The organism is Allochromatium vinosum DSM 180 (assembly GCF_000025485.1).
Taxonomy (GTDB): Bacteria; Pseudomonadota; Gammaproteobacteria; order Chromatiales; family Chromatiaceae; genus Thermochromatium; species Thermochromatium vinosum.
Genome location: NC_013851.1, coordinates 1,054,671 through 1,073,537, shown reverse-complemented (window position 1 = coordinate 1,073,537; position 18,867 = coordinate 1,054,671). Strand labels below are relative to the sequence as shown.

Below are 18,867 nucleotides of genomic sequence, written 5' to 3'. Positions count from 1 at the left end.
TCCGGGCCGGTTGGCGGTTGCAGCGAAGCTTGGGTGCAGGCTAGCGACCGTGCTGTCTGCGGGCCTTGATGCGGGTCAAGCCATTGACTCCAACCCCCGCCCCTCCCCAGCCTCCTCGTGTGTGCGCCCGTCGCGGATGTGATAGACGCGCTCAAAGGTCGGGATGATCTTCTCGTCATGCGTCACCACGATGACGGCGGTCTGGTACTGACGCGCCATGCGGTGGAGAAATACCATTGCAACTCAAGGCCTGCCAGTGCGATAGCGCACATAGACACAGAATTCGCTGTATGTGCGTTAGCGAACAGATGGCAATGGCTGTTTCGATCAGCCTGTCAGTGAATTGTGATTTGACGAAAGCACACGCGGCGACTGAGGCCAAGGTCTGTGTTTGGCCAGGGCGTCCGCTGAGTCTAGAAACGGTATTCGACGGCGGTTTAGAGGAGGAAACTGACGATGTCCGATCCAACGACCACACCAACCGAGTCGCTTTCGCCGTGGTGGCCGCGGTCACTGATGATCGTGATGATCGTCGGCTTCTCCCTCCTGATCCTGCTCTCGCTGAAGACTTATGAGGACGCGCCGCCGATCCCGGCGCAGGCCGTCGATCCCAAGGGCGCGGTCGTCTTCACCGCCGAGGACGTCGCCGCCGGTCAGGAGGTCTTTCTCAAATACGGCTTGATGGACAACGGCACGATCTGGGGCCACGGCGGCATGCTGGGGCCGGACTTCTCGGCGCAGACGCTGCACGGCCTCGCCCTGCATCATGCCGAGCATCTGGCGCAGAGCCGTTTTCAGACCGCCTACGCCGCGTTGAGCGCCGACGAGCGGGCCGGCATCGACGGCTCGGTCGCCGCCGAATTCAAGCGCAACGGCTACGACCCGGCCACCGGAATCTTAATCCTGCCGGCCGCTAGCCAGGCGGCGTTCGACGCCCAGATCGCCGCCTGGACCGCCTACTTCCAGGAGCCGGCCAGCAACGGCGGACTCACCCGCGAGGCCGTGACCGATCCCACCGAGCTGCGCCGGCTCACCGCCTTTTTCAGTTGGACCGCCTGGGCGGCCGCCGCCCAGCGGCCGGGCGCCACGCACTCCTATACCAACAACTTTCCATATGACCCGTTCGTCGGCAATCATCCGACCGCAGGCGCGCTCTTGTGGAGCGCCATCAGTGTGATCTTCCTGCTCGGCGGCATCGCGATCGTGCTGCTGGCGTTCGGGAAATTCTCCTACCTCGGCTGGCACGGGGACGACAGGCCCCCTCCCCCCAAGCTGCCGGCGATCACGCCGATCGCCATCACGCCGGCCCAGTCGGCGACGCTCAAATTCATGGTCATCGCCGGCCTGCTCTTTTTGGCGCAGGTGCTGATCGGCGGCGGCATCGCGCACTACCGCGCCGAGCCGGGGAACTTTTACGGACTCGATCTCTCGACCCTCTGGCCGAGCAACCTGTTGCGCATCTGGCATCTGCAACTGGCGATCTTCTGGGTCGCCACCGCCTATGTCGGCGGCGCGCTGTTCATGGCATCGGCGCTCGGCGGCGGCGATCCGACCCATCAACGCCGGCTGATCGACACACTCTTCTGGGCACTGGTCGCGGTGGTCGTCGGCAGCCTGCTCGGTCAGTGGCTCGGCATCAATGATCTGCTCGGCGGATGGTGGTTCTGGCTCGGCAATCAGGGCTGGGAGTATCTGGAGATCGGGCGCTTCTGGCAGATACTGCTGGCGGCGGGTCTGTTCTTCTGGTTCTGGCTGGTGCTGCGCGCGGTGAAACCGGCGCGGGCCAATCCCGAGCTGCGCACCTTCGTCAACTTCTTCCTGATCGCTGCCTTCTCGATTCCGTTTTTCTATCTTCCGGCGTTCTTTTTCGGCAGCACGACGCATTTTTCGGTCGTCGACATGTGGCGGTTCTGGCTGATCCATCTCTGGGTCGAGGGTTTTTTCGAATTCTTCGTGACCGTGATCGTCGCGGTCATCTTCTATCAGCTCGGCCTGGTGCGGCGCATCACGGCGATCCGGGTCATCTATCTCGACGCCATCCTCTACTTCGGCGGCGGTCTGATCGGCACCGCTCACCACTGGTATTTCACCGGCCAGACCGAACTGGCGATGGCGCTCGGGGCCACCTTCTCGGCGCTGGAGGTCGTCCCGCTGACCCTGCTGACGCTGGATGCCTGGGATTTCTACCGTGTGAGCCGGGGCGGCGGTCCGGCGTATCCGCACCGCTGGACCTTCTTCTTCCTGATGGCGGTCGGCTTCTGGAACTTCACCGGCGCTGGGGTCTTCGGCTTCCTCATCAACATGCCGATCGTGAGCTACTACGAGGTCGGCACCACCCTCACCATCAATCATGCCCATGCCGCCTTCGTCGGCGTCTTCGGCATGCTGGCGGTCGGACTCATGGCCTATCTGCTGCGCGAAATCACCAGCGACGAGCGCTGGCCCCTGGTCCAAACCTGCCTGAAAGTGAGCTTCTGGGGGCTGAACATTGGTCTGGCCCTGATGATCCTGCTCAGTCTGCTGCCGGGCGGTGTGCTGCAACTGCGAGACGTGCTGGAGAACGGCTACTGGCACGCCCGCTCGCTCAACTACACGGCCACCTCGCTCGCCCGCTACGTCGAGTGGCTGCGGATCTGGGGCGATTCGGTCTTCATCCTGTTCGGCGTGCTGCCGCTCGTCATCGGGCTTCTGGCGGCCTATCGCGATCTGTGGCGTCGTCGTGTCACTCTCACCGGCTCAACCGGGCCGGCCGTCTCGCCGTCGCTGCGATAGCAACGCCTCGACCTGCTCTAGCCGTCGTGACCCGGTCAACAGATTGAGCATGGGTTCGGTGCCGCACAGACAGTCGCTGGATTTCGTCGCTAAGCTGAATTTGGACATCAACGAAGCTCCCCAAGATTGAGTTTATTTGGTGCTTGTTTGCAGTTTCATAACAAGAGGCAATGAATATGATGACGTTAATTACAGCGGTTTCCGGCTTTCCGAAGAAGTCGACAGGCCGAGTTGAGAGTGTTCTGCCAGGGTTTAACCCGATTGACCCGGATCCTGTCGAAAACACGACGGCGATGGCCTCAGTCCTGAACACGCCGTCTCGGGCGACCCGGAAACTTTCGCTAGCCATCGCCGTCCTCCTTTCGGGTATCGCGGCTCCGGCAGCGTTTGCGCAGAGTGGCGGTGCGCCTGGGTACGGCTACGGCCCTCCTCCGGGTTACGGATACGGCCCTGGTCAGGGTTCGGGTATGGCCCCGGCGCCGCAGCAGGCTCCCCAGGCCGCCCAGGCGCCTCAGGGTGTCGGGCAACAGCGCCAGGGTGAGGGCGCTCCCCCGCAAGGGCCAGGGCAAACCTTCGACGCCCAATCCGGGGCCGGTGGGACGATGGGCGCCGACGGCTCTATGCGAGCCGGCGGCGCTATGGAGTCGGGCGGCGGTATGGGATCGGGCGGCGTTTCGGGATCGGGCGCTGCCGGAGCGAGCGGCTCGATGGAAATGGGTGGAGGCATGGGGGGAAGCGGCGGCACGGGAGCCGGCACCGGCGGTCGCCAGTAGGCGCAAATCCAAGTTTGTAGGGACAAGCGCAGCGCATTCCACGCGTGACCGGCATGCAAGTCGGCTAGTTGGTGCAAGTCCAGCCGTGGTCCTTGAGAAACGTAGGCAAAGGTTCCGGAAGAAACCGCCGCTGCATCTGACCTGGATTTCAGACTAGAACGCTCTCGGGAAACCGGGGGCGTTTTTCGTTGGGCGCGACAATCTGCTGGGAGTGTCCGCACCGCCTATCCTGGCTAGACGCTCGCCGCCCTGCGTCATCCCCTTGATCCCAAGATCGACGGCGTCTTCAAGGCCGTGCTGGGAGCCGAGTCCAACCGCGCGCTGTTGATCCACTTCCTCAAACGCCATCTGCCGCGCTGCCGTCCTGGATGCACACCCACGAGATGAGGCAAGCCATGAGCACCTTAAACGCCGTCTACAGCCAGAACTCGGGATAGCGCCGGGCGGCGGGGAGATTGTTGAACAGCAGCGCCACGACCAGCAGCACCAGCGGCCCGAGCGTGGCCGGGAACAGCACGAAGAGATAGCCCATGGCATGCACCTGATCGGAGCCGATGACGGCGATGAGCGCCGTCGCCCCGCCCGGCGGGTGCAGGGTGCGGGTCAGGTGCATCAGGGCGATGGCGGTCGCGACCGCCACCGACTGCGCCAGCCAGGGCTCGCCGCCCAGCCACTGCCAGCAGGTCACGCCCACCAGCGCCGAGAGCACATGCCCGCCGACCAGATTGCGCGGCTGGGCCAGCGGGCTGCGCACCGCGCCGAAGACCAGCACCGCCGAAGCGCCGAGCGAACCGATGGCAAGCGTCAGATCGGTTCCGACGAAGAACCGCTGATTGAGCCAGGCGACGGCGGCGATCCCCAGAAAGGCCCCCGTCCACGACCAGAGCACTTCCGGCAGGCTGACGCGGGGCGGGCTGCCATGGACGCTGCCGCGCATCTTGCGCACATAGCCCATGAGTCTCATGGCCGGTGATCCGGGCGATAGGCGGTCAGAAAGACCTTGCGCAGCAGCAGTCCAGCCAGACGCCCATCAGTCGAAATCACCGGCATGGCGCGGCCGGGATGGCCGGCGAAGGCGGCAATCAGCTCGCGCAGTCCTGCGTCCGGCGGCACGCTGACCACGGGCGAGGTCATGAACTCGCTGACCGGGCGATGGTGCTGTTCCGGCTCGATGCACGGCTCGCCCGCGATCACCCGCGCCAGCAGACCGAGAAAGGTCTCGGCCCCCAGCCGGCGCATCACATCGGTCTCGGTCAGGATGCCCAGCACGCGCTGCTGCCCGTCCGCCACCGGCAGCGATTTCAGCCCCTGGCGCACGAAGCTCGGGATGGCCTCGGCGAGCGGTGTCTCGGGCGTCAGCGGGCTGACTTCGCGGCGCATCAGCCGTCCGGCGGTGATCCCGCTGAACAGCCGGTCGATCGCGTGACGATGGGCCAGACGGTAGACGGCGCGGAAATCCATGGTGGTGATGTCGAGATAGCCGGGGATCTCGCGCATCGCCTCCAGGATGTCGTCGTCGGTGAGCTCGATCTCGGCGAGGGCGTCCTGAGCGGACGACGGCTCCGACGACTCGAGGGACGGGCGCTGGGTCATGGCCAAAATCCTCCAGGGCGATGGGTTCGCCAGTTGGCTCATTGCACCCGCGCACGGCGTTTGACGCCTTGATGCAGATCAAATCCAGGGGCACGTCAGGCGTTGCCGGCCATGGAGTGCGAAGCGAAGGACCGTTCCTTAAGTGCGCTGCCGCACCGAGCGGAGGCGTCGTGGGCTGTATGGTGGGAACTATGACATGGAATATCTCATTCCATGTTCATGTCACGACACACCACAGTCTCTGAAGACACCAATGCCTCAAGAATACGTCAAAGACCGCACTGAATGTCAAGGAAGCGCAGCACGTCTGCCGGCTACGGCCATCAGGTGTTGATGAATTCAATGATGTGTCTGTTTCTCATTCATTCAAATGATTTTTGGAGACGAATATGAACTACACAGAGCGCGATACCTATGGCATGTACAAGCGCGAATCCCATGCAGATGCAGATTCCAGTGCCGGGCCGGGGCCAGAGTTGATGGGGGCCGATACCCTCGTGGGCAATGACGTCCATAACCAAAGCGACGAAAAGCTCGGCGACATCAAAGAGATCATGTTGAACATGCGCAATGGCCAGGTCGCGTATGCGGTCATGTCCTTCGGTGGGTTTCTCGGTATGGGAGAAAAACTCTTCGCCGTGCCCTGGAGCGCCTTGACGCTCGATACCGAGAACAAGTGCTTTGTGCTGAATGTCGACAAGGAACACCTGGAAAACGCCCCCGGATTTGACAAGGATCAGTGGCCCGACATGGCCGATCCGGAATGGGAGAAAGACATCCATGCCTATTACGGTACGGAACGCGCAGCGGATGTAGCGCGCCTCTAACGCACGTTTTCCACGGCCTCATCCAAGCACTGTTTCGGCTTGGATGAGGCCGTGCGCTTTTCGGTGGCTGTCGGCTGAATGGCAGCCCCCTGTGACATCTCCAGGAGTCCAAACATGAGCACGCGATTATCAACGAGCGATTCATCTGAGCCGGCGCTGCCGGGTGCGCACCCGGTGGGCGCCGGCGGTGAAGTACAGGATCTTCCGCCTTCGTCCAGGTTGCAGATCATCGGCAAGATGAAGGACAGCCTCGCCGGGCGGGTGGTCGGCATCCTGATGGCCGATGGCTCCGACCCCGCCGCCGTCGAGACGTTGATGATGGCAGCGAAAGCAGCCGGCATGAGCGTCAAGCTCATTGCGCCCAAGGTCGGCGCCGCCAAGCTGGCCGATGGCGTACTGCTGGCGGTTGACGGTCAGCTCGCGGGTATGCCCTCGGTGATGTTCGACGCCGTGGCGATTCTGCTCTCGGAGGACGGCGCCAAGCGACTGTCGACCGAGTCGGCCGCCATCGATTTCGTGCGCGACGCCTTCTGGCACATCAAGGCGTTGGCGGTTGATCGCGGCGGGCAGGTGCTCATCCAGGCCGCCGGCATTCGACCTGATACGGGCGTGGTGGCCGCCGATGACGTCGACGCCTTTCTCGCGGCGGCCAAGACCCGGCAGTGGGAACGCGAGAAGACGGTGCGGACGTTGGCTTGACCTGAACCTACAGGTGCAAACCTGATTGGATCCACCGCATCCAATGGGGGGCGAGCACATGCGACCATGGCGCTGCCGCCGTGTCGGGGCCTGTGCGCGGGCGATCTTGCTCGCCTCCCTGTGCTGTGGAGTGATAAACCCGGTCGTGGCACAGGAACCCGTCGACGAGGGCGACGCGCCGCAGAAACTCATCACCCCCACCAGGGAAGAGCTGTCCCCGGTCGCCGCCAAGGTGGACGTCGCACCCGTCGCGCAGGACGAACAAATCCGCCGGCGACTTCAGACCGTGCTGCACGCGACCGACTGGTTCACCGACCCGCAGGTCAGGGTCGAGGAAGGCGTCGTCTTTCTCAATGGTCTGGTGGAGTCCGATGAGCTGAAACAATGGGCGGGCGATCTCGCGCGCAATACTCAGGACGTCGTCGCCGTTGCCAACCGACTCGAAGTACCGGAACCCTCGGTCTGGGATTTTCGCCAGGCCTCCAGCGGACTCTCCGCACTCTGGCGCGACTTCATCCGCGCCATGCCGTTCGTGCTGTTCGGGCTGCTGATCCTGGCGCTGTCGGTGGGGGCGGCGCTGTTGGCGATACGAATCGTCCGTGTCCTGCTCCGTCACAGGATTCAGACGAAACTGCTGCAAACGGTGATCGCGCGGGCGGCCGGCGGACTCGTTGTCCTCTCCGGCGTCTATCTGATTCTGCGGGTCTCCGGCCTGACGCAACTCGCCTTGACGCTGGTCGGCGGTACCGGTCTGATCGGCCTGATCCTGGGTATCGCCTTTCGCGATATCACCGAGAACTTTCTGTCCAGCATCTTTCTGAGCATCCAGCAGCCGTTCGAGACCGGCGATCTGGTCGAGATCTCCGGCGTGACCGGCTATGTGCAGCAGCTCAACATGCGCACCACCGTCCTGATGACGCTCGACGGCACTCTTGCGCAGATTCCAAACGCCACCGTTTACAAGGCCATCGTCAGCAACTTCACGACCAGTCCCAACCGGCGCGCCGACTTTATGGTCGGCATCGGCTACGACGACGCGATCGCCGAGGCCCAGGAGATTGCACGCAAGGTTCTGTCGGACCATCCAGCCGTCCTGAACGATCCGGAGCCATCGGTCCTGGCCGACAGCCTCGGCGGCGCCACCGTCAACCTGCGCCTCTACTTTTGGCTCAATGGACGCGAGCACAGTTTGCAGAAGGTACGCTCCTCGGTCATCCGGCTGGTGAAGCGCGCGTTTCAGAACCAGGGCATCTCGATGCCCGACGAGGCCCGCGAGGTGGTCTTCCCGCAAGGCATCCCCGTCACCGTGCTCCCCCGGAAAGCGACGGATGTGCCAAGCCCCTCGCTGGAAAAACGGCTACCCGCGGAATCGCGGCACGCCGAGCTGGAAGTCGTGTCGACAAAAGCGGAAGCGGGTTTATACAGCGAATCGATCGTCATCGAGGAGCAGGCACGCGAGGCCGGGCCGCTCAAGGACGGGGAAAATCTGTTGCCGGTGACGACGTCCGACACGGCGGACTCCGGGGCGCGAAGGCATCAACCGACCTAGCGCATGACTCAGCGCCGGATCGCTCCCGTGTGCCGGCGTCTGAATTTTCATCCTGCCTCCCCGGCTATTTGCTGTACTGCTTTTGGGCCTCGTCCTCACAGTGCTCCTGGTCACCGCTTTCCAGAACCTTGCAGTCGTCCTTTGCCATCTCGTAATTTGTATCGCGTGTTTGACCGAGTGCTTCCTGGCTCGCTTGCCTTTCTGCGGATCGCTCCATCCCGCCGGCGACCGTCGGTGCTGTCGTGGTCTCCGATAGGGCTTGCGCGCTGATGCAGGCACTGAAAATCAGGCCGATTGAAGCGGCGATCACCGTCACGTTGAGAGGATTCATATTCTGTTCCTTGATGGCGATGGGGGAAGGTGTCACGGCTGATTGATGTCGAACGCCGAAAATCCAGCGGATCTATTCGGTGCGGCAATCCGGTTTCACTGTAGACCGGCGCGCCGAATCGTTCTGTACGCTGCCGCGCATTCATGACGCACCGAATGTGCGGTACCGTACCGACGCCGGCGGCTGGGGCGACCAAGCTAGGTCTATTCCAACTTGGAGTCCGCCCCCATGCCGCTTGGTCTCATCGAACTGCCCTGGTGGGGATACGTGCTGGTCATCCTGGCCTTGACCCATGTGACCATCGTTTCCGTCACCATCTACCTGCACCGTCATCAGGCGCACCATGCTCTGGATCTGCATCCGCTCGCCGGCCATTTCTTCCGTGCCTGGCTGTGGCTCACCACGGGACTCATCACGCGCGAATGGGTCGCTATCCATCGTAAACATCATGCCAAGTGCGAGACCCCGGACGATCCGCACAGCCCGCAGGTCTACGGGATCAACAAAGTCCTGTTCGATGGCGTCGATCTCTATCGCCGCGAAGCCGCCGTGACGGATACGCTGGAGCGCTACGGGCGCGGCGTACCCAACGATGCACTCGAGCGTCACCTCTATGCGCGGCACAGCGGACTTGGCGTCGCGCTGATGCTGATGATCGATCTGATCCTGTTCGGTCCCATCGGGATCACCATCTGGGCGGTCCAGATGCTATGGGTTCCGTTCTTCGCCGCCGGGGTCATCAATGGCATCGGCCATTACTGGGGCTATCGCCGCTTTGCGCCCAATGACGCCTCCAGGAACATCGTGCCCTGGGGCATCCTGATCGGCGGCGAGGAGTTGCACAACAACCATCATGCCTACGCCACCTCGGCGAGGCTCTCGAACGAATGGTGGGAAATCGATATCGGCTGGCTGTATATCCGCCTGCTGGAAGCACTCGGACTGGCCAGGGTTCGGCGGGTGGCGCCCAGGATGCGCTGAGATCGCTACATCGCCACCATGTTTCCAACTCCCGCCAAACCCTGCCCAAACCTCAGACGTTGAACCGGAAGTGGATGACATCGCCATCCTGGACGACATACTCCTTGCCTTCCGAGCGCAGCTTGCCGGCCTCTTTGGCCCCCTGCTCGCCCTTGCAGGCAACGAAGTCCTCATAGGCGATCACCTCGGCGCGGATGAAGCCGCGCTCGAAGTCGGAGTGGATGACGCCGGCCGCTTGCGGCGCCCTGGACTGCTTGGGGATGGTCCAGGCGCGCACCTCCTTGGGACCGGCGGTGAAATAGGTCTCCAGACCCAGTAGCCGATAACCGGCCCGCACCACGCGGTTCAAACCCGGCTCCTCCAGCCCGAGATCGGCCAGGAACTCATCGCGCGCCTCATCGTCGAGTTCGAGGATCTCGGCTTCGATCGCCGCGCACACCGGCACCACCACGGCCCCCTCGGATTCGGCCAGCGCCCGCACCCGGTCGAGCAGCGGGTTGTTCTCGAACCCGTCCTCGGACACATTGGCGATGTACATGGTCGGCTTGGCGGTCAGAAGGAACAGATCGCGCAGTTCGTCCAGTTCGTCTTCATCAAGACCCAGGGCGCGCACCGGCTGACCGGCGTCGAGCTGGGCCTGCGCGCGTTCCAGGATCTCCTTGCGCTTGAGGATCTGCTTGTCGCCGGTCCTGGCCGCACGTTGAGCGCGGTCGAGCGCCTTGCCGACCGATTCGAGATCGGCCAGCGCCAGCTCGGTGTTGATGACCTCGATGTCGCCGAGCGGATCGACCTTGCCGGCCACATGCACCACGTCATCGTTCTCGAAGCAGCGCACTACATGGGCGATGGCATCGGTCTCGCGGATGTTGGCCAGAAACTTGTTGCCCAGCCCCTCGCCCTTGGACGCGCCGGCCACCAGTCCGGCGATGTCGACGAACTGCATCGAGGTCGGCAGCACCTTCTGCGGCTTGGTGATGCTGGCGATGACATCGAGCCGGGGGTCGGGCAGCGGCACCACGCCGACATTGGGATCGATGGTGCAGAAAGGGTAGTTCTCGGCCGCGATGGCCGCCTTGGTCAGGGCATTGAAGAGAGTCGACTTGCCGACGTTGGGCAGGCCGACGATGCCGCATTTGAATCCCATGATTGAAACCGCGTTGTGAAGTGGTGATGAAGAGCGGGAGACGCTGAGCGCCTCAACAGGTTTTGTCGGTCGGGTGCGGCTCGACCGGATCGCGATTGTAGCGATCCTCGAAGCGCACGATATCGTCCTCGCCCAGATAGCTGCCGGACTGGACCTCGATCAGTTCGAGCGGGATGCGGCCCGGATTTTCCAGCCGATGCGTGGTGCCGACCGGGATATAGGTCGACTGGTTCTCAGTGAGCAGAAAGCTCTTGTCGTCACAGGTCACGCGCGCGGTGCCGGAGACGACGATCCAGTGCTCAGCGCGATGATGATGCATCTGCAACGACAGCGACTCGCCCGGCTTCACGGTCAGGCGCTTGACCTGATAGCGCGATCCCCGCCCGATCGACTCATAGGCCCCCCAAGGTCGATGCACGCGCTGATGATGGATGTATTCGTCGCGCTGCTCGCGCTGGAGGAACTGAGTGACGGCCTTGACGTCCTGCGCCGCCTCCTTGGTCGCGACCAGCACGGCGTCCGGGGTTTCGACCACGATCAGGTTATCGACACCGATGGCCGCCACCATGCGGTGCTTGGCCACCAGCAGATTGTCATGGGCATTGTGGACGAAGGCATCGCCATCGAGCACATTGCCGCTGGCGTCCTGCTCGCGCACCTCCCACAGCGCCGACCAGGCGCCGACATCCGACCAGCCGACGTTGAGCGGAATCACGATCGCCGGCGGCAGATCGCTCGCCTCCCCGCTGCGGGCCGCGCGCGCCAGCGCCTCCATGACCGCGTAGTCGATCGAATCGCTCGGGCAGGCCGCAAACAGCGCGCTGTCGAGACGCAGGAAGTCGCCATCGCTCGCGGCACTCTCGAATGCCAGGGTCACGGCCTGAGCGATGTCGGGCCGGAAGCGTTCGATGAGGGTCAGCCAGACCGAGGCGCGCAGCACGAAGAGGCCGCTGTTCCACAGATAGTCGCCCGAGGCCAGATAACGCTGGGCGGTCTCGCCATCGGGTTTCTCGACGAAGCCGTCGAGTGCGTAAGCCGCACCATGCAGATCGGCCGGCTCGCAGGGCGCACCCTGACGGATGTAGCCATAGCCGGTCTCGGGCTTGCTCGGCACGATGCCGAAGGTGACAACGGCACCGTCGCGCGCCAGCGCATGGGCATCGGCGACAGCGGTGCGAAAACCGGGTTCGTCGCGGATGTTGTGATCGGCCGGCATCACCAGCATCACCGGATCCGCGTCCGACTGATTGGCCACAAGCGCGGCCAGCGTCAGCGCCGGTGCGGTGTTGCGCCCCTTGGGTTCGAGCACGATGGCGGCGGCCCGTCGCCCCATCAGCCGCAACTGCTCGGCGACCAGGAAGCGATGCGCATCGTTACAGACCACCAGCGGATCGCGCACGGCGATGGCCTGGCGCGGATGCTCCTCGGCCAGACCGTCGAGCCGACCGACCGTCTCCTGCAGCATGGTATGCTGACTGGTGAGCGGCAGGAACTGCTTGGGATAGGCTTCACGCGAGAGCGGCCACAGTCGCGTACCGGATCCACCGGAGAGAATGACGGGTTGTAAGGGCATCGCGACAGGCTCCATATCTTGGAATCGAGAAACGAAAACGTGAATTAAAGCGCGTCCGGCGCGCGATGTGTAGAGCACCTGACCCAATAGGCCCGCGAACGATGACAGCCGAACCGACCCACCTCGCCCGTCTGCTACGCGACACGGCCGCGACCGCCATCCTGCCCAACTGGCATGGAATAGCGGCGAGCCACAAGGCCGACGGCAGCTTCGTCACCGAGTCCGACCTAGCGGCCCAACGCTACCTCTCTGAAGCGCTCGCGCGCGATTTCCCCGGCATCCCGCTGCTCGGTGAGGAAATGACATCCGCCGAGCAGGAGCGAATGCTCCAAAACGCCGACAGCGCCCTGTGGGTGGTCGACCCGCTGGACGGCACCAGCAACTATGCGGCCGGCTTTCCGGCCTTCTCGATCTCGCTGGCGCTGATCGAGAGCGGGCGACCGGTACTCGGCGCTATCCTCGACCCGGTGCGCGACGAGTGCTTCGTCGCTGCCCGAGGCCAGGGGGCTTGGCTGAACGACCAGCCGATTCAGCCTTTCGCGCCAAGTCGATCGATCCGCGACTGTCTGGCGATGGTCGATCTCAAGCGGCTCCCGCCCGAACTGCTGCGAGCCGTCACCCGCCAGACCTGTTTCAGCTCGCAGCGCTATCTCGGGTCGGTCGCGCTCGAATGGTGCTGGCTGGCGGCCGGACGCTTTCAGCTCTATCTGCACGGCGGCCAGAAGCTGTGGGACTATGCCGCCGGACGCCTGATCGCCGATGAGGCCGGCGCGGCGGCCATGCATCTGATCCCGGACAGTCTCGAACCCAGTCCGGCGATCACTCTGGAACCCCGGCTGGCCATCGCCGCCGCCAATGCCGAGCTACTCGACGCCTGGCGCGCCTGTCTGAAACTGGATGTAGCCGCCAGTTAGCGCAGGACCGCGCGCAACCGCATCAGGATGCGGTCGGCGGCCTCGACCGCGAAGTCATCATAGATCATCGCCTGTTCGAGCTGTTTGCCCAGCACCTCGACGTCCGGGTTGTCGAAGGTGCGGGTCAGGTCGAGCGTCTGGCGCGGCACTCGGGTCTGGCCGTCCGATCCGACGGCATCGAAGTCGACCAGATAATGCAGCTCATAGGCGAGCGTCTTGCCGTTCAGGTCGACCGCCGCCACCCGCTCAGAGCGGTTCTCCGACAGGATGCGCAGCGTCAGCCTGGCCTCGGCCGGGTTGGCCGTCAGCCGGACCTGACTGCCGACCAGCAGGTCGCGCATGGCACGCTCGACCGCTGAACCACTAGGCGCCTGAATCAGCATCGGGTTGTATTCGGGCGGGATCTCGACGCTGCCGCGCAGCCGAAAACCGCAACCGACCTGAAGCACCAGAACCAGCGCCAGCAGCCCACACAAGGCCATTCGCGTCCACGCCATATCGATCGACCTCCAGGCTCTCGCCTCAAACGACCAGATTGAGCAGCTTGCCCGGCACCAGGATCGCCTTGCGGATCGGCTTACCGTCGATGAACTTGGCGATCTGTTCGTTAGCCAATGCGGCGGCCTGAACCGTCGCCTGATCGGCGTCGGCGGGTACCTTGACGCTGCCGCGCACCTTGCCGTTGACCTGGACCACGTAGTCGAGGCTGTCCTGCTTGAGCGCGTCCTCGTCGACCCGAGGCCAGTCGGCGTTCAGGATGTCGTCACCGAAGCCCAGTTCGCGCCACAGATGATGGGTCACATGGGGCGCAATGGGCGCGAGCAACCGCAGTACGATGCCGACGCCCTCGCGGATCACCGCCGCCCGCGCGGTCGAGGACTCCAGCCGGTAGAGCGTGTTGACCATGGTCATGCAGCCCGAGACCACGGTGTTGAACTGCTGGCGTTCGTAATCGTAGAGCGCCTTTTTGAGCGCGCCGTGGATCTCGCGGCGGGCGGTCTGGGCCGGTTCGTCCAGTTCGTCCGGCATGGATGCGGCACGGATCGCCTCGGCCTCAGTGACTGCCAAGGCCCACAGCCGGCGAATGAAGCGAAACGCCCCTTCGACACCCTCGTCGTTCCATTCGAGCGACTGATCCGGCGGCGAGGTGAACATGGTGTAGAGGCGCACCGTGTCGGCGCCGTAGCGCTCGGTCAGGGCCTGCGGGTCGACGCCGTTGTTCTTGGACTTGGACATCTTCTCGATGCCGCCGAACCGGACCGGCTGACCGTCGGACTTGAGCCGGCCGCCGATCAGCTTGCCCTTGGCGTCGCGCTCGACCTCCACGTCCGCCGGGTTGAACCACTGCTTGCGGCCCTCGGCGTCCTCGCGATACCAGGTCTCGGCGACCACCATGCCCTGGGTGAGCAGATTGGTGAAAGGCTCGTCACAGTCGACCAGCCCCTCGTCGCGCATCAACTTGTGGAAGAAGCGCGCATAGAGCAGATGCAGGATGGCGTGCTCGATGCCGCCGATGTACTGATCGACCGGCAGCCAGTAGCGGGCGCGCTCGTCGAGCATGGCCGTGTCGCAGTCGGGCGAGCAGTAGCGGGCGTAATACCAGCTCGACTCGAAGAAGGTGTCGAAGGTGTCGGTCTCGCGCGTCTCGCCGCCGGCGAGCTGGTAGAACTCGGGCATCTTCTTGAGCGGCGAGCCGGAACCGTCGACGACGAGATCCTCGGGCAGCCGCACGGGCAGATCGGTCTCGGGACGGATGCCGCCATCGGCAGTCTGGACCATCGGGATCGGACAGCCCCAGTAGCGCTGACGCGACACGCCCCAGTCGCGCAGACGGAAGTTGACGGTCTTCTCGCCCTTGCCGCGCTCGGCGAGCCAGTCGGCGATGGCGTCGAAGGCTTGCTCCGAGGTCAGGCCATCGAAGGGACCGGAGTCGAAGAGCACGCCCTTCTCGGTGTAGGCCGCCTGCTCGATGCCACACGGACTGCCGTCGGACGAGCGGATGACGGCCTTTCTGGCGATGCCGTAACGCTCGGCGAACTCCCAGTCACGCTGATCGTGCGCCGGCACCGCCATCACCGCGCCTGTGCCATAGCCCATGAGCACGAAGTTGGCGGCATAGATGGGCACGGCCTCGCCGGTGATCGGATGGATGGCGTCGAGACCGAGCGGATGGCCCTTCTTCTCCATCGTTTCCAGCTCGGCCTCAGTGGTGCCGCCTTTGCGACACTCATCAATGAAGGCCGCAAGCGCCGGATTGTTCTCGGCCGCGCGGTGCGCGAGCGGATGCTCGGCAGCCACCGCGACATAGGTCACGCCCATGACGGTATCGGGACGGGTGGTGTAGATGCCGAGCGTCTCGTCGGAGCCGGCCACGCCGAACTCCATGTGCACGCCCTCGGAGCGCCCGATCCAGTTGCGCTGCATGGTGCGCACGCGCTCCGGCCAGCCGTCCAGTCCGTCGAGCGCGTCCAGCAGTTCCTGCGCGTAATCGGTGATGCGCACCGACCACTGTTCGATCTCGCGCTTCTCGACCAGCGCGCCCGAACGCCAGCCGCGTCCGTCGATGACCTGCTCGTTGGCCAGCACCGTCTGATCGATGGGATCCCAGTTGACCGTCGCCTTGGCGCGATAGGCCAGCCCCTTCTCCACCATGCGCGTGAACAGCCACTGCTCCCAGCGGTAGTAATCCGGATCGCAGGTCGCCAGCTCGCGCTCCCAGTCATAGCCGAAGCCCAGGCTCTTGAGCTGGCCCTTCATGTATTCGATGTTGGAGCGCGTCCACTGCGAGGGCGGAATGCCGTGCTGGATGGCCGCGTTCTCAGCCGGCAGACCGAAGGCGTCCCAACCCATCGGCTGGAGCACGTTCTTGCCAAGCATCCGCTGATAGCGCGCGATCACATCCCCGATGGTGTAGTTGCGCACATGCCCCATGTGCAGCCGACCCGAGGGATAGGGGAACATGGAGAGACAGTAGAACTTCTCGCGGGACGGATCCTCGACGGCCTTGAAGGATCGATGGTCTTCCCAATAGCCTTGGGCCGCCGCCTCGATGGCGCGCGGATCATAGTCGGTCTGCATGGGTGCTGATGGTCCTGACGAAGAGGGTGAAGGTTCGAAACCAAAGATTGGAATCCGAAGGACGCCAAACGCCCTGCGGATTCGATCGCGCAAGGATACCGCATGGGCTTTTGCTATCCTAATTCCGAGCACGTCAACATTCCCCAAGCCAACGAAGAGCCACGCCATGAGCGAAGAACACAAGCACGACACCACCGACAAGCTGGTCGACGCCTATGAGCGCATGCTCAAACAGACCCACGAGGCGATCGAGAAGGCGCAGCAGGAATCGGCCCCCCTGTTTCGCGAGATCGTCGACAAGACGCGCGAGCGCATGGTCGAGCTCGGCGAGCTGACGCGCGAGGAAGCCGAGAAGGTTTCGGACTACGTCAAGCGCGACATCGAGGACGCGGCCAAGTACATCGCCGACACCGGGCAGGACATCCGCGACTGGTGGCGCTTCGATCTGGAGCTGATGGAAAAGCGCATGTTCGACATGTTCAAGCTGGTCGCCGACCAGACCAGCCTGCAACTGGCCCAGTGGGCCGAGACCGCGCGTCAGATGAGCCTCTATCAGGCTGGCGAGATCACCGGCCCCGGCACCCTGGTCTGCGACCAGTGCGGCGCCGAAACCCATTTCGTCAAGGCCGGACGCATCCCGCCCTGCGCCGACTGCGGCAGTACCCGGTTTCGCCGCCGTACCGAAGACAAGAGCTGACGGCGCGCGCGGCCTTGAGCGACGCCGGCCGCACCCGCCGCTCCGCCAGGGCGAATCGCCTCGCGGGACGACTGGTAATCCGGCCGGCTCGCGCTTATAGTGCCGGCTTCGTGTCATGTCCCGTGGGAGAGACCGGCCGCCCGGCCGGCGCCGAAGGCGCAACACCGCCCGGAATCGCTCAGGCAGAAGGACCGCGGGAATAACGACCGACTCTGGAGAGCGGCGCGGATCGAGATCCGCGCCCACCGACGGGGCCGCCCGGATGTCACACATCCGGGCGCAAACTCTCAGGTCTAGGACAGAGGGGCGACGAGCGGGGATCACACATTCTCGCCGTTGTCGTGTTGCCTGTGCCGTCTGGCCAAGGCAGCCCCTGCATTCTACGAGGAGAGCCGCATGGCCCTGCGTACCCCACTCTATGCTGAGCATGCGCGTCTTGGCGCGCGGCTCGTGCCCTTCGGCGGCTGGGACATGCCGCTGCACTATGGCTCCCAGATCGAGGAACACGACGCCGTGCGCGAGCACGCCGGGATGTTCGACGTCTCGCACATGTGCCCGGTCGACATCGAGGGACCGGACGCCCAAGCCTTTCTGCGCCGCCTGCTCGCCAACGACGTGGCCAAACTCAAGACCGTCGGCAAGGCGCTCTATTCCTGCATGCTCAACGACTCGGGCGGCGTGGTCGACGATCTCATCGTCTATCTGCGCGGACCCGCCGGGCACTATCGGCTGGTGGTCAATGCCGGCACGGCCGACAAGGATCTGACCTGGCTGGAGAGCCACCGCACCGGCTTCGACGTCGAGATTCGCCGCCGCGACGATCTGGCCATGATCGCGGTGCAAGGCCCTCAGGCGCGTGAGCTGACCGCGACCTGTCTGCCGCGCGAGATGGCCGACTCCGCCCTGGAACTGGCGCCCTTCCACGCCACCGAATGCGGCGGCTGGTTCATCGCCCGCACCGGCTATACCGGCGAAGACGGCTTCGAGATCCTGTTGCCCGCCGATCACGCCGTCGATCTCTGGTCGGTGCTGCTGGACGCCGGTGTCCGGCCCTGCGGTCTGGGCGCGCGCGACACCCTGCGCCTGGAGGCCGGGATGAATCTCTATGGCCAGGACATGGGCGAGGACGTCGGTCCGCTCGAATCCGGCCTGGAGTGGACCATCGCCTGGGAACCGGTCGAACGCGATTTCATCGGCCGCGCCGCGTTGGACGAGTTGCGCGCGAGTCCCGAGCGGCGCGAATTCGTCGGTCTGCTGCTGACCGGGCGCGGCGTGATCCGCGCTCACCAGACCGTGCTCAGCAACGGGCGCGAAGTCGGCGAAATCACCTCCGGCGGCTTCTCGCCGACACTGCAACGCTCGATCGCGCTGGCGCGCGTGGCGCCCGGTCTCGGCGAAACCTGCGAGGTCGAGATCCGCGGCAAGCCCGTGCCGGCGCGGATCGTCAAGCCGCCGTTCGTCCGGCATGGCCGCATTCTGATCGAACCCTGAACCTGATCCATCCTGAATTCGAGGACGCTTTCCATGAGCAACCTGCCCGCTGACCTGAAATACACCAAGACTCACGAATGGGTGCGCGACAACGGTGACGGCACCGTCACCGTCGGCATCACCGACCACGCTCAGGACGCACTCGGCGATATCGTGTTCGTCGAGGTACCCGAGAACGGGCGCACCGTCGCCGCCGAGGACGCCTGCGCCGTGGTCGAGTCGGTCAAGGCCGCCTCCGACATCTACTCGCCCATCGCCGGCGAGATCGTCGAGGGCAACGCGGCACTGGCCGACACGCCGGACGCCATCAACACCAGCCCCTACGGGGACGGCTGGATCTTCCGTCTGACCCCGGCCGACATGGGCGTGCTCGACGGTCTGCTGGATGCCGCCGCCTACGAGCAGGTCGTCGCCGACGAGTCCTGATTCCGACCCCAACCGCCCT

16 protein-coding genes, 1 pseudogene and 1 riboswitch are annotated in these 18,867 nt (G+C 64.4%); of the genes and pseudogenes, 9 read left to right on the top strand and 8 right to left on the bottom strand.

Features of this window, described 5'->3' with window-relative positions; translation table 11 throughout:
- Positions 1-75: 75 nt before the first annotated feature.
- Positions 76-237: a P-loop NTPase family protein gene (locus tag ALVIN_RS16980; RefSeq protein ID WP_223295264.1), complete on the bottom strand. Its 162-nt coding sequence runs from the start codon at positions 235-237 to the stop codon at positions 76-78.
- A gap of 279 nt (positions 238-516) precedes the next feature.
- On the opposite strand from ALVIN_RS16980, the gene ALVIN_RS04620 reads away from it, so the two are divergent.
- On the top strand, positions 517-2,772 hold the full coding sequence (locus ALVIN_RS04620; RefSeq protein ID WP_223295263.1) for a nitric-oxide reductase large subunit: 2,256 nt from the start codon (positions 517-519) through the stop codon (positions 2,770-2,772).
- Positions 2,773-3,960: 1,188 nt separating this feature from the next.
- Here the strand turns inward: ALVIN_RS04620 and ALVIN_RS04605 are convergent.
- Positions 3,961-4,509 carry an HPP family protein gene (locus ALVIN_RS04605; RefSeq protein ID WP_012970148.1) on the bottom strand — a complete coding sequence of 183 codons (549 nt, stop codon included), beginning with the start codon at positions 4,507-4,509 and terminating at the stop codon, positions 3,961-3,963.
- Positions 4,506-5,138: a CBS domain-containing protein gene (locus ALVIN_RS04600; RefSeq protein ID WP_012970147.1), complete on the bottom strand. Its 633-nt coding sequence runs from the start codon at positions 5,136-5,138 to the stop codon at positions 4,506-4,508. The genes ALVIN_RS04605 and ALVIN_RS04600 overlap by 4 nt, the downstream gene beginning before the upstream one ends.
- A 389-nt stretch (positions 5,139-5,527) precedes the next feature.
- Between ALVIN_RS04600 and ALVIN_RS04595 the strand changes: the two genes are divergently transcribed.
- The 3 genes from ALVIN_RS04595 (at position 5,528) to ALVIN_RS04585 (ending at position 8,213) form a co-directional block, all read left to right on the top strand.
- Positions 5,528-5,965, top strand: coding sequence for a PRC-barrel domain-containing protein (locus ALVIN_RS04595; RefSeq protein WP_012970146.1), 438 nt, complete (start codon positions 5,528-5,530; stop codon positions 5,963-5,965).
- A gap of 114 nt (positions 5,966-6,079) precedes the next feature.
- Positions 6,080-6,664, top strand: a complete 585-nt coding sequence (locus ALVIN_RS04590) for a type 1 glutamine amidotransferase family protein (RefSeq protein ID WP_148217458.1) — start codon at positions 6,080-6,082, stop codon at positions 6,662-6,664.
- Between the two features lie 58 nt (positions 6,665-6,722).
- Positions 6,723-8,213 carry a mechanosensitive ion channel family protein gene (locus ALVIN_RS04585; RefSeq protein WP_012970145.1) on the top strand — a complete coding sequence of 497 codons (1,491 nt, stop codon included), beginning with the start codon at positions 6,723-6,725 and terminating at the stop codon, positions 8,211-8,213.
- 64 nt (positions 8,214-8,277) lie between these two features.
- On the opposite strand, the gene ALVIN_RS04580 is transcribed toward ALVIN_RS04585, so the two are convergent.
- Positions 8,278-8,544: a hypothetical protein gene (locus ALVIN_RS04580; protein WP_012970144.1), complete on the bottom strand. Its 267-nt coding sequence runs from the start codon at positions 8,542-8,544 to the stop codon at positions 8,278-8,280.
- Between the two features lie 228 nt (positions 8,545-8,772).
- Here ALVIN_RS04580 and ALVIN_RS04575 point away from each other — a divergent pair.
- A pseudogene (locus ALVIN_RS04575) lies at positions 8,773-9,519 on the top strand (DesA family fatty acid desaturase); the annotation flags it as partial.
- A 58-nt stretch (positions 9,520-9,577) separates the two neighbouring features.
- On the opposite strand, the gene ychF reads toward ALVIN_RS04575, so the two are convergent.
- Positions 9,578-10,669, bottom strand: coding sequence for a redox-regulated ATPase YchF (gene ychF / locus ALVIN_RS04570; RefSeq protein WP_012970142.1), 1,092 nt, complete (start codon positions 10,667-10,669; stop codon positions 9,578-9,580).
- Positions 10,670-10,721: 52 nt separating this feature from the next.
- Positions 10,722-12,242 (bottom strand): mannose-1-phosphate guanylyltransferase/mannose-6-phosphate isomerase, encoded by a 1,521-nt coding sequence (locus ALVIN_RS04565; RefSeq protein ID WP_012970141.1) that lies wholly within the window; start codon positions 12,240-12,242, stop codon positions 10,722-10,724.
- Positions 12,243-12,343: 101 nt separating this feature from the next.
- Here ALVIN_RS04565 and ALVIN_RS04560 point away from each other — a divergent pair, with 101 nt between their 5' ends.
- On the top strand, positions 12,344-13,156 hold the full coding sequence (locus ALVIN_RS04560) for an inositol monophosphatase family protein (protein ID WP_012970140.1): 813 nt from the start codon (positions 12,344-12,346) through the stop codon (positions 13,154-13,156).
- On the opposite strand, the gene ALVIN_RS04555 is transcribed toward ALVIN_RS04560, so the two are convergent.
- Positions 13,153-13,653, bottom strand: coding sequence for an LPS-assembly lipoprotein LptE (locus ALVIN_RS04555; protein ID WP_012970139.1), 501 nt, complete (start codon positions 13,651-13,653; stop codon positions 13,153-13,155). The genes ALVIN_RS04560 and ALVIN_RS04555 overlap by 4 nt on opposite strands.
- A gap of 25 nt (positions 13,654-13,678) precedes the next feature.
- Entirely contained in the window at positions 13,679-16,234 is a 2,556-nt protein-coding gene (gene leuS, locus ALVIN_RS04550; protein ID WP_012970138.1) for a leucine--tRNA ligase, read from the bottom strand.
- A gap of 166 nt (positions 16,235-16,400) precedes the next feature.
- Here leuS and ALVIN_RS04545 point away from each other — a divergent pair, with 166 nt between their 5' ends.
- From ALVIN_RS04545 to gcvH, 3 genes are all read left to right on the top strand, one after another.
- Entirely contained in the window at positions 16,401-16,931 is a 531-nt protein-coding gene (locus ALVIN_RS04545; RefSeq protein WP_012970137.1) for a zinc ribbon-containing protein, read from the top strand.
- A gap of 113 nt (positions 16,932-17,044) precedes the next feature.
- Positions 17,045-17,135, top strand: a riboswitch (glycine riboswitch).
- A gap of 192 nt (positions 17,136-17,327) precedes the next feature.
- Positions 17,328-18,422 (top strand): glycine cleavage system aminomethyltransferase GcvT, encoded by a 1,095-nt coding sequence (gene gcvT / locus ALVIN_RS04540; RefSeq protein ID WP_012970136.1) that lies wholly within the window; start codon positions 17,328-17,330, stop codon positions 18,420-18,422.
- Between the two features lie 33 nt (positions 18,423-18,455).
- Positions 18,456-18,848, top strand: a complete 393-nt coding sequence (gcvH, locus tag ALVIN_RS04535) for a glycine cleavage system protein GcvH (protein WP_012970135.1) — start codon at positions 18,456-18,458, stop codon at positions 18,846-18,848.
- The last annotated feature ends 19 nt before the right edge of the window (positions 18,849-18,867 follow it).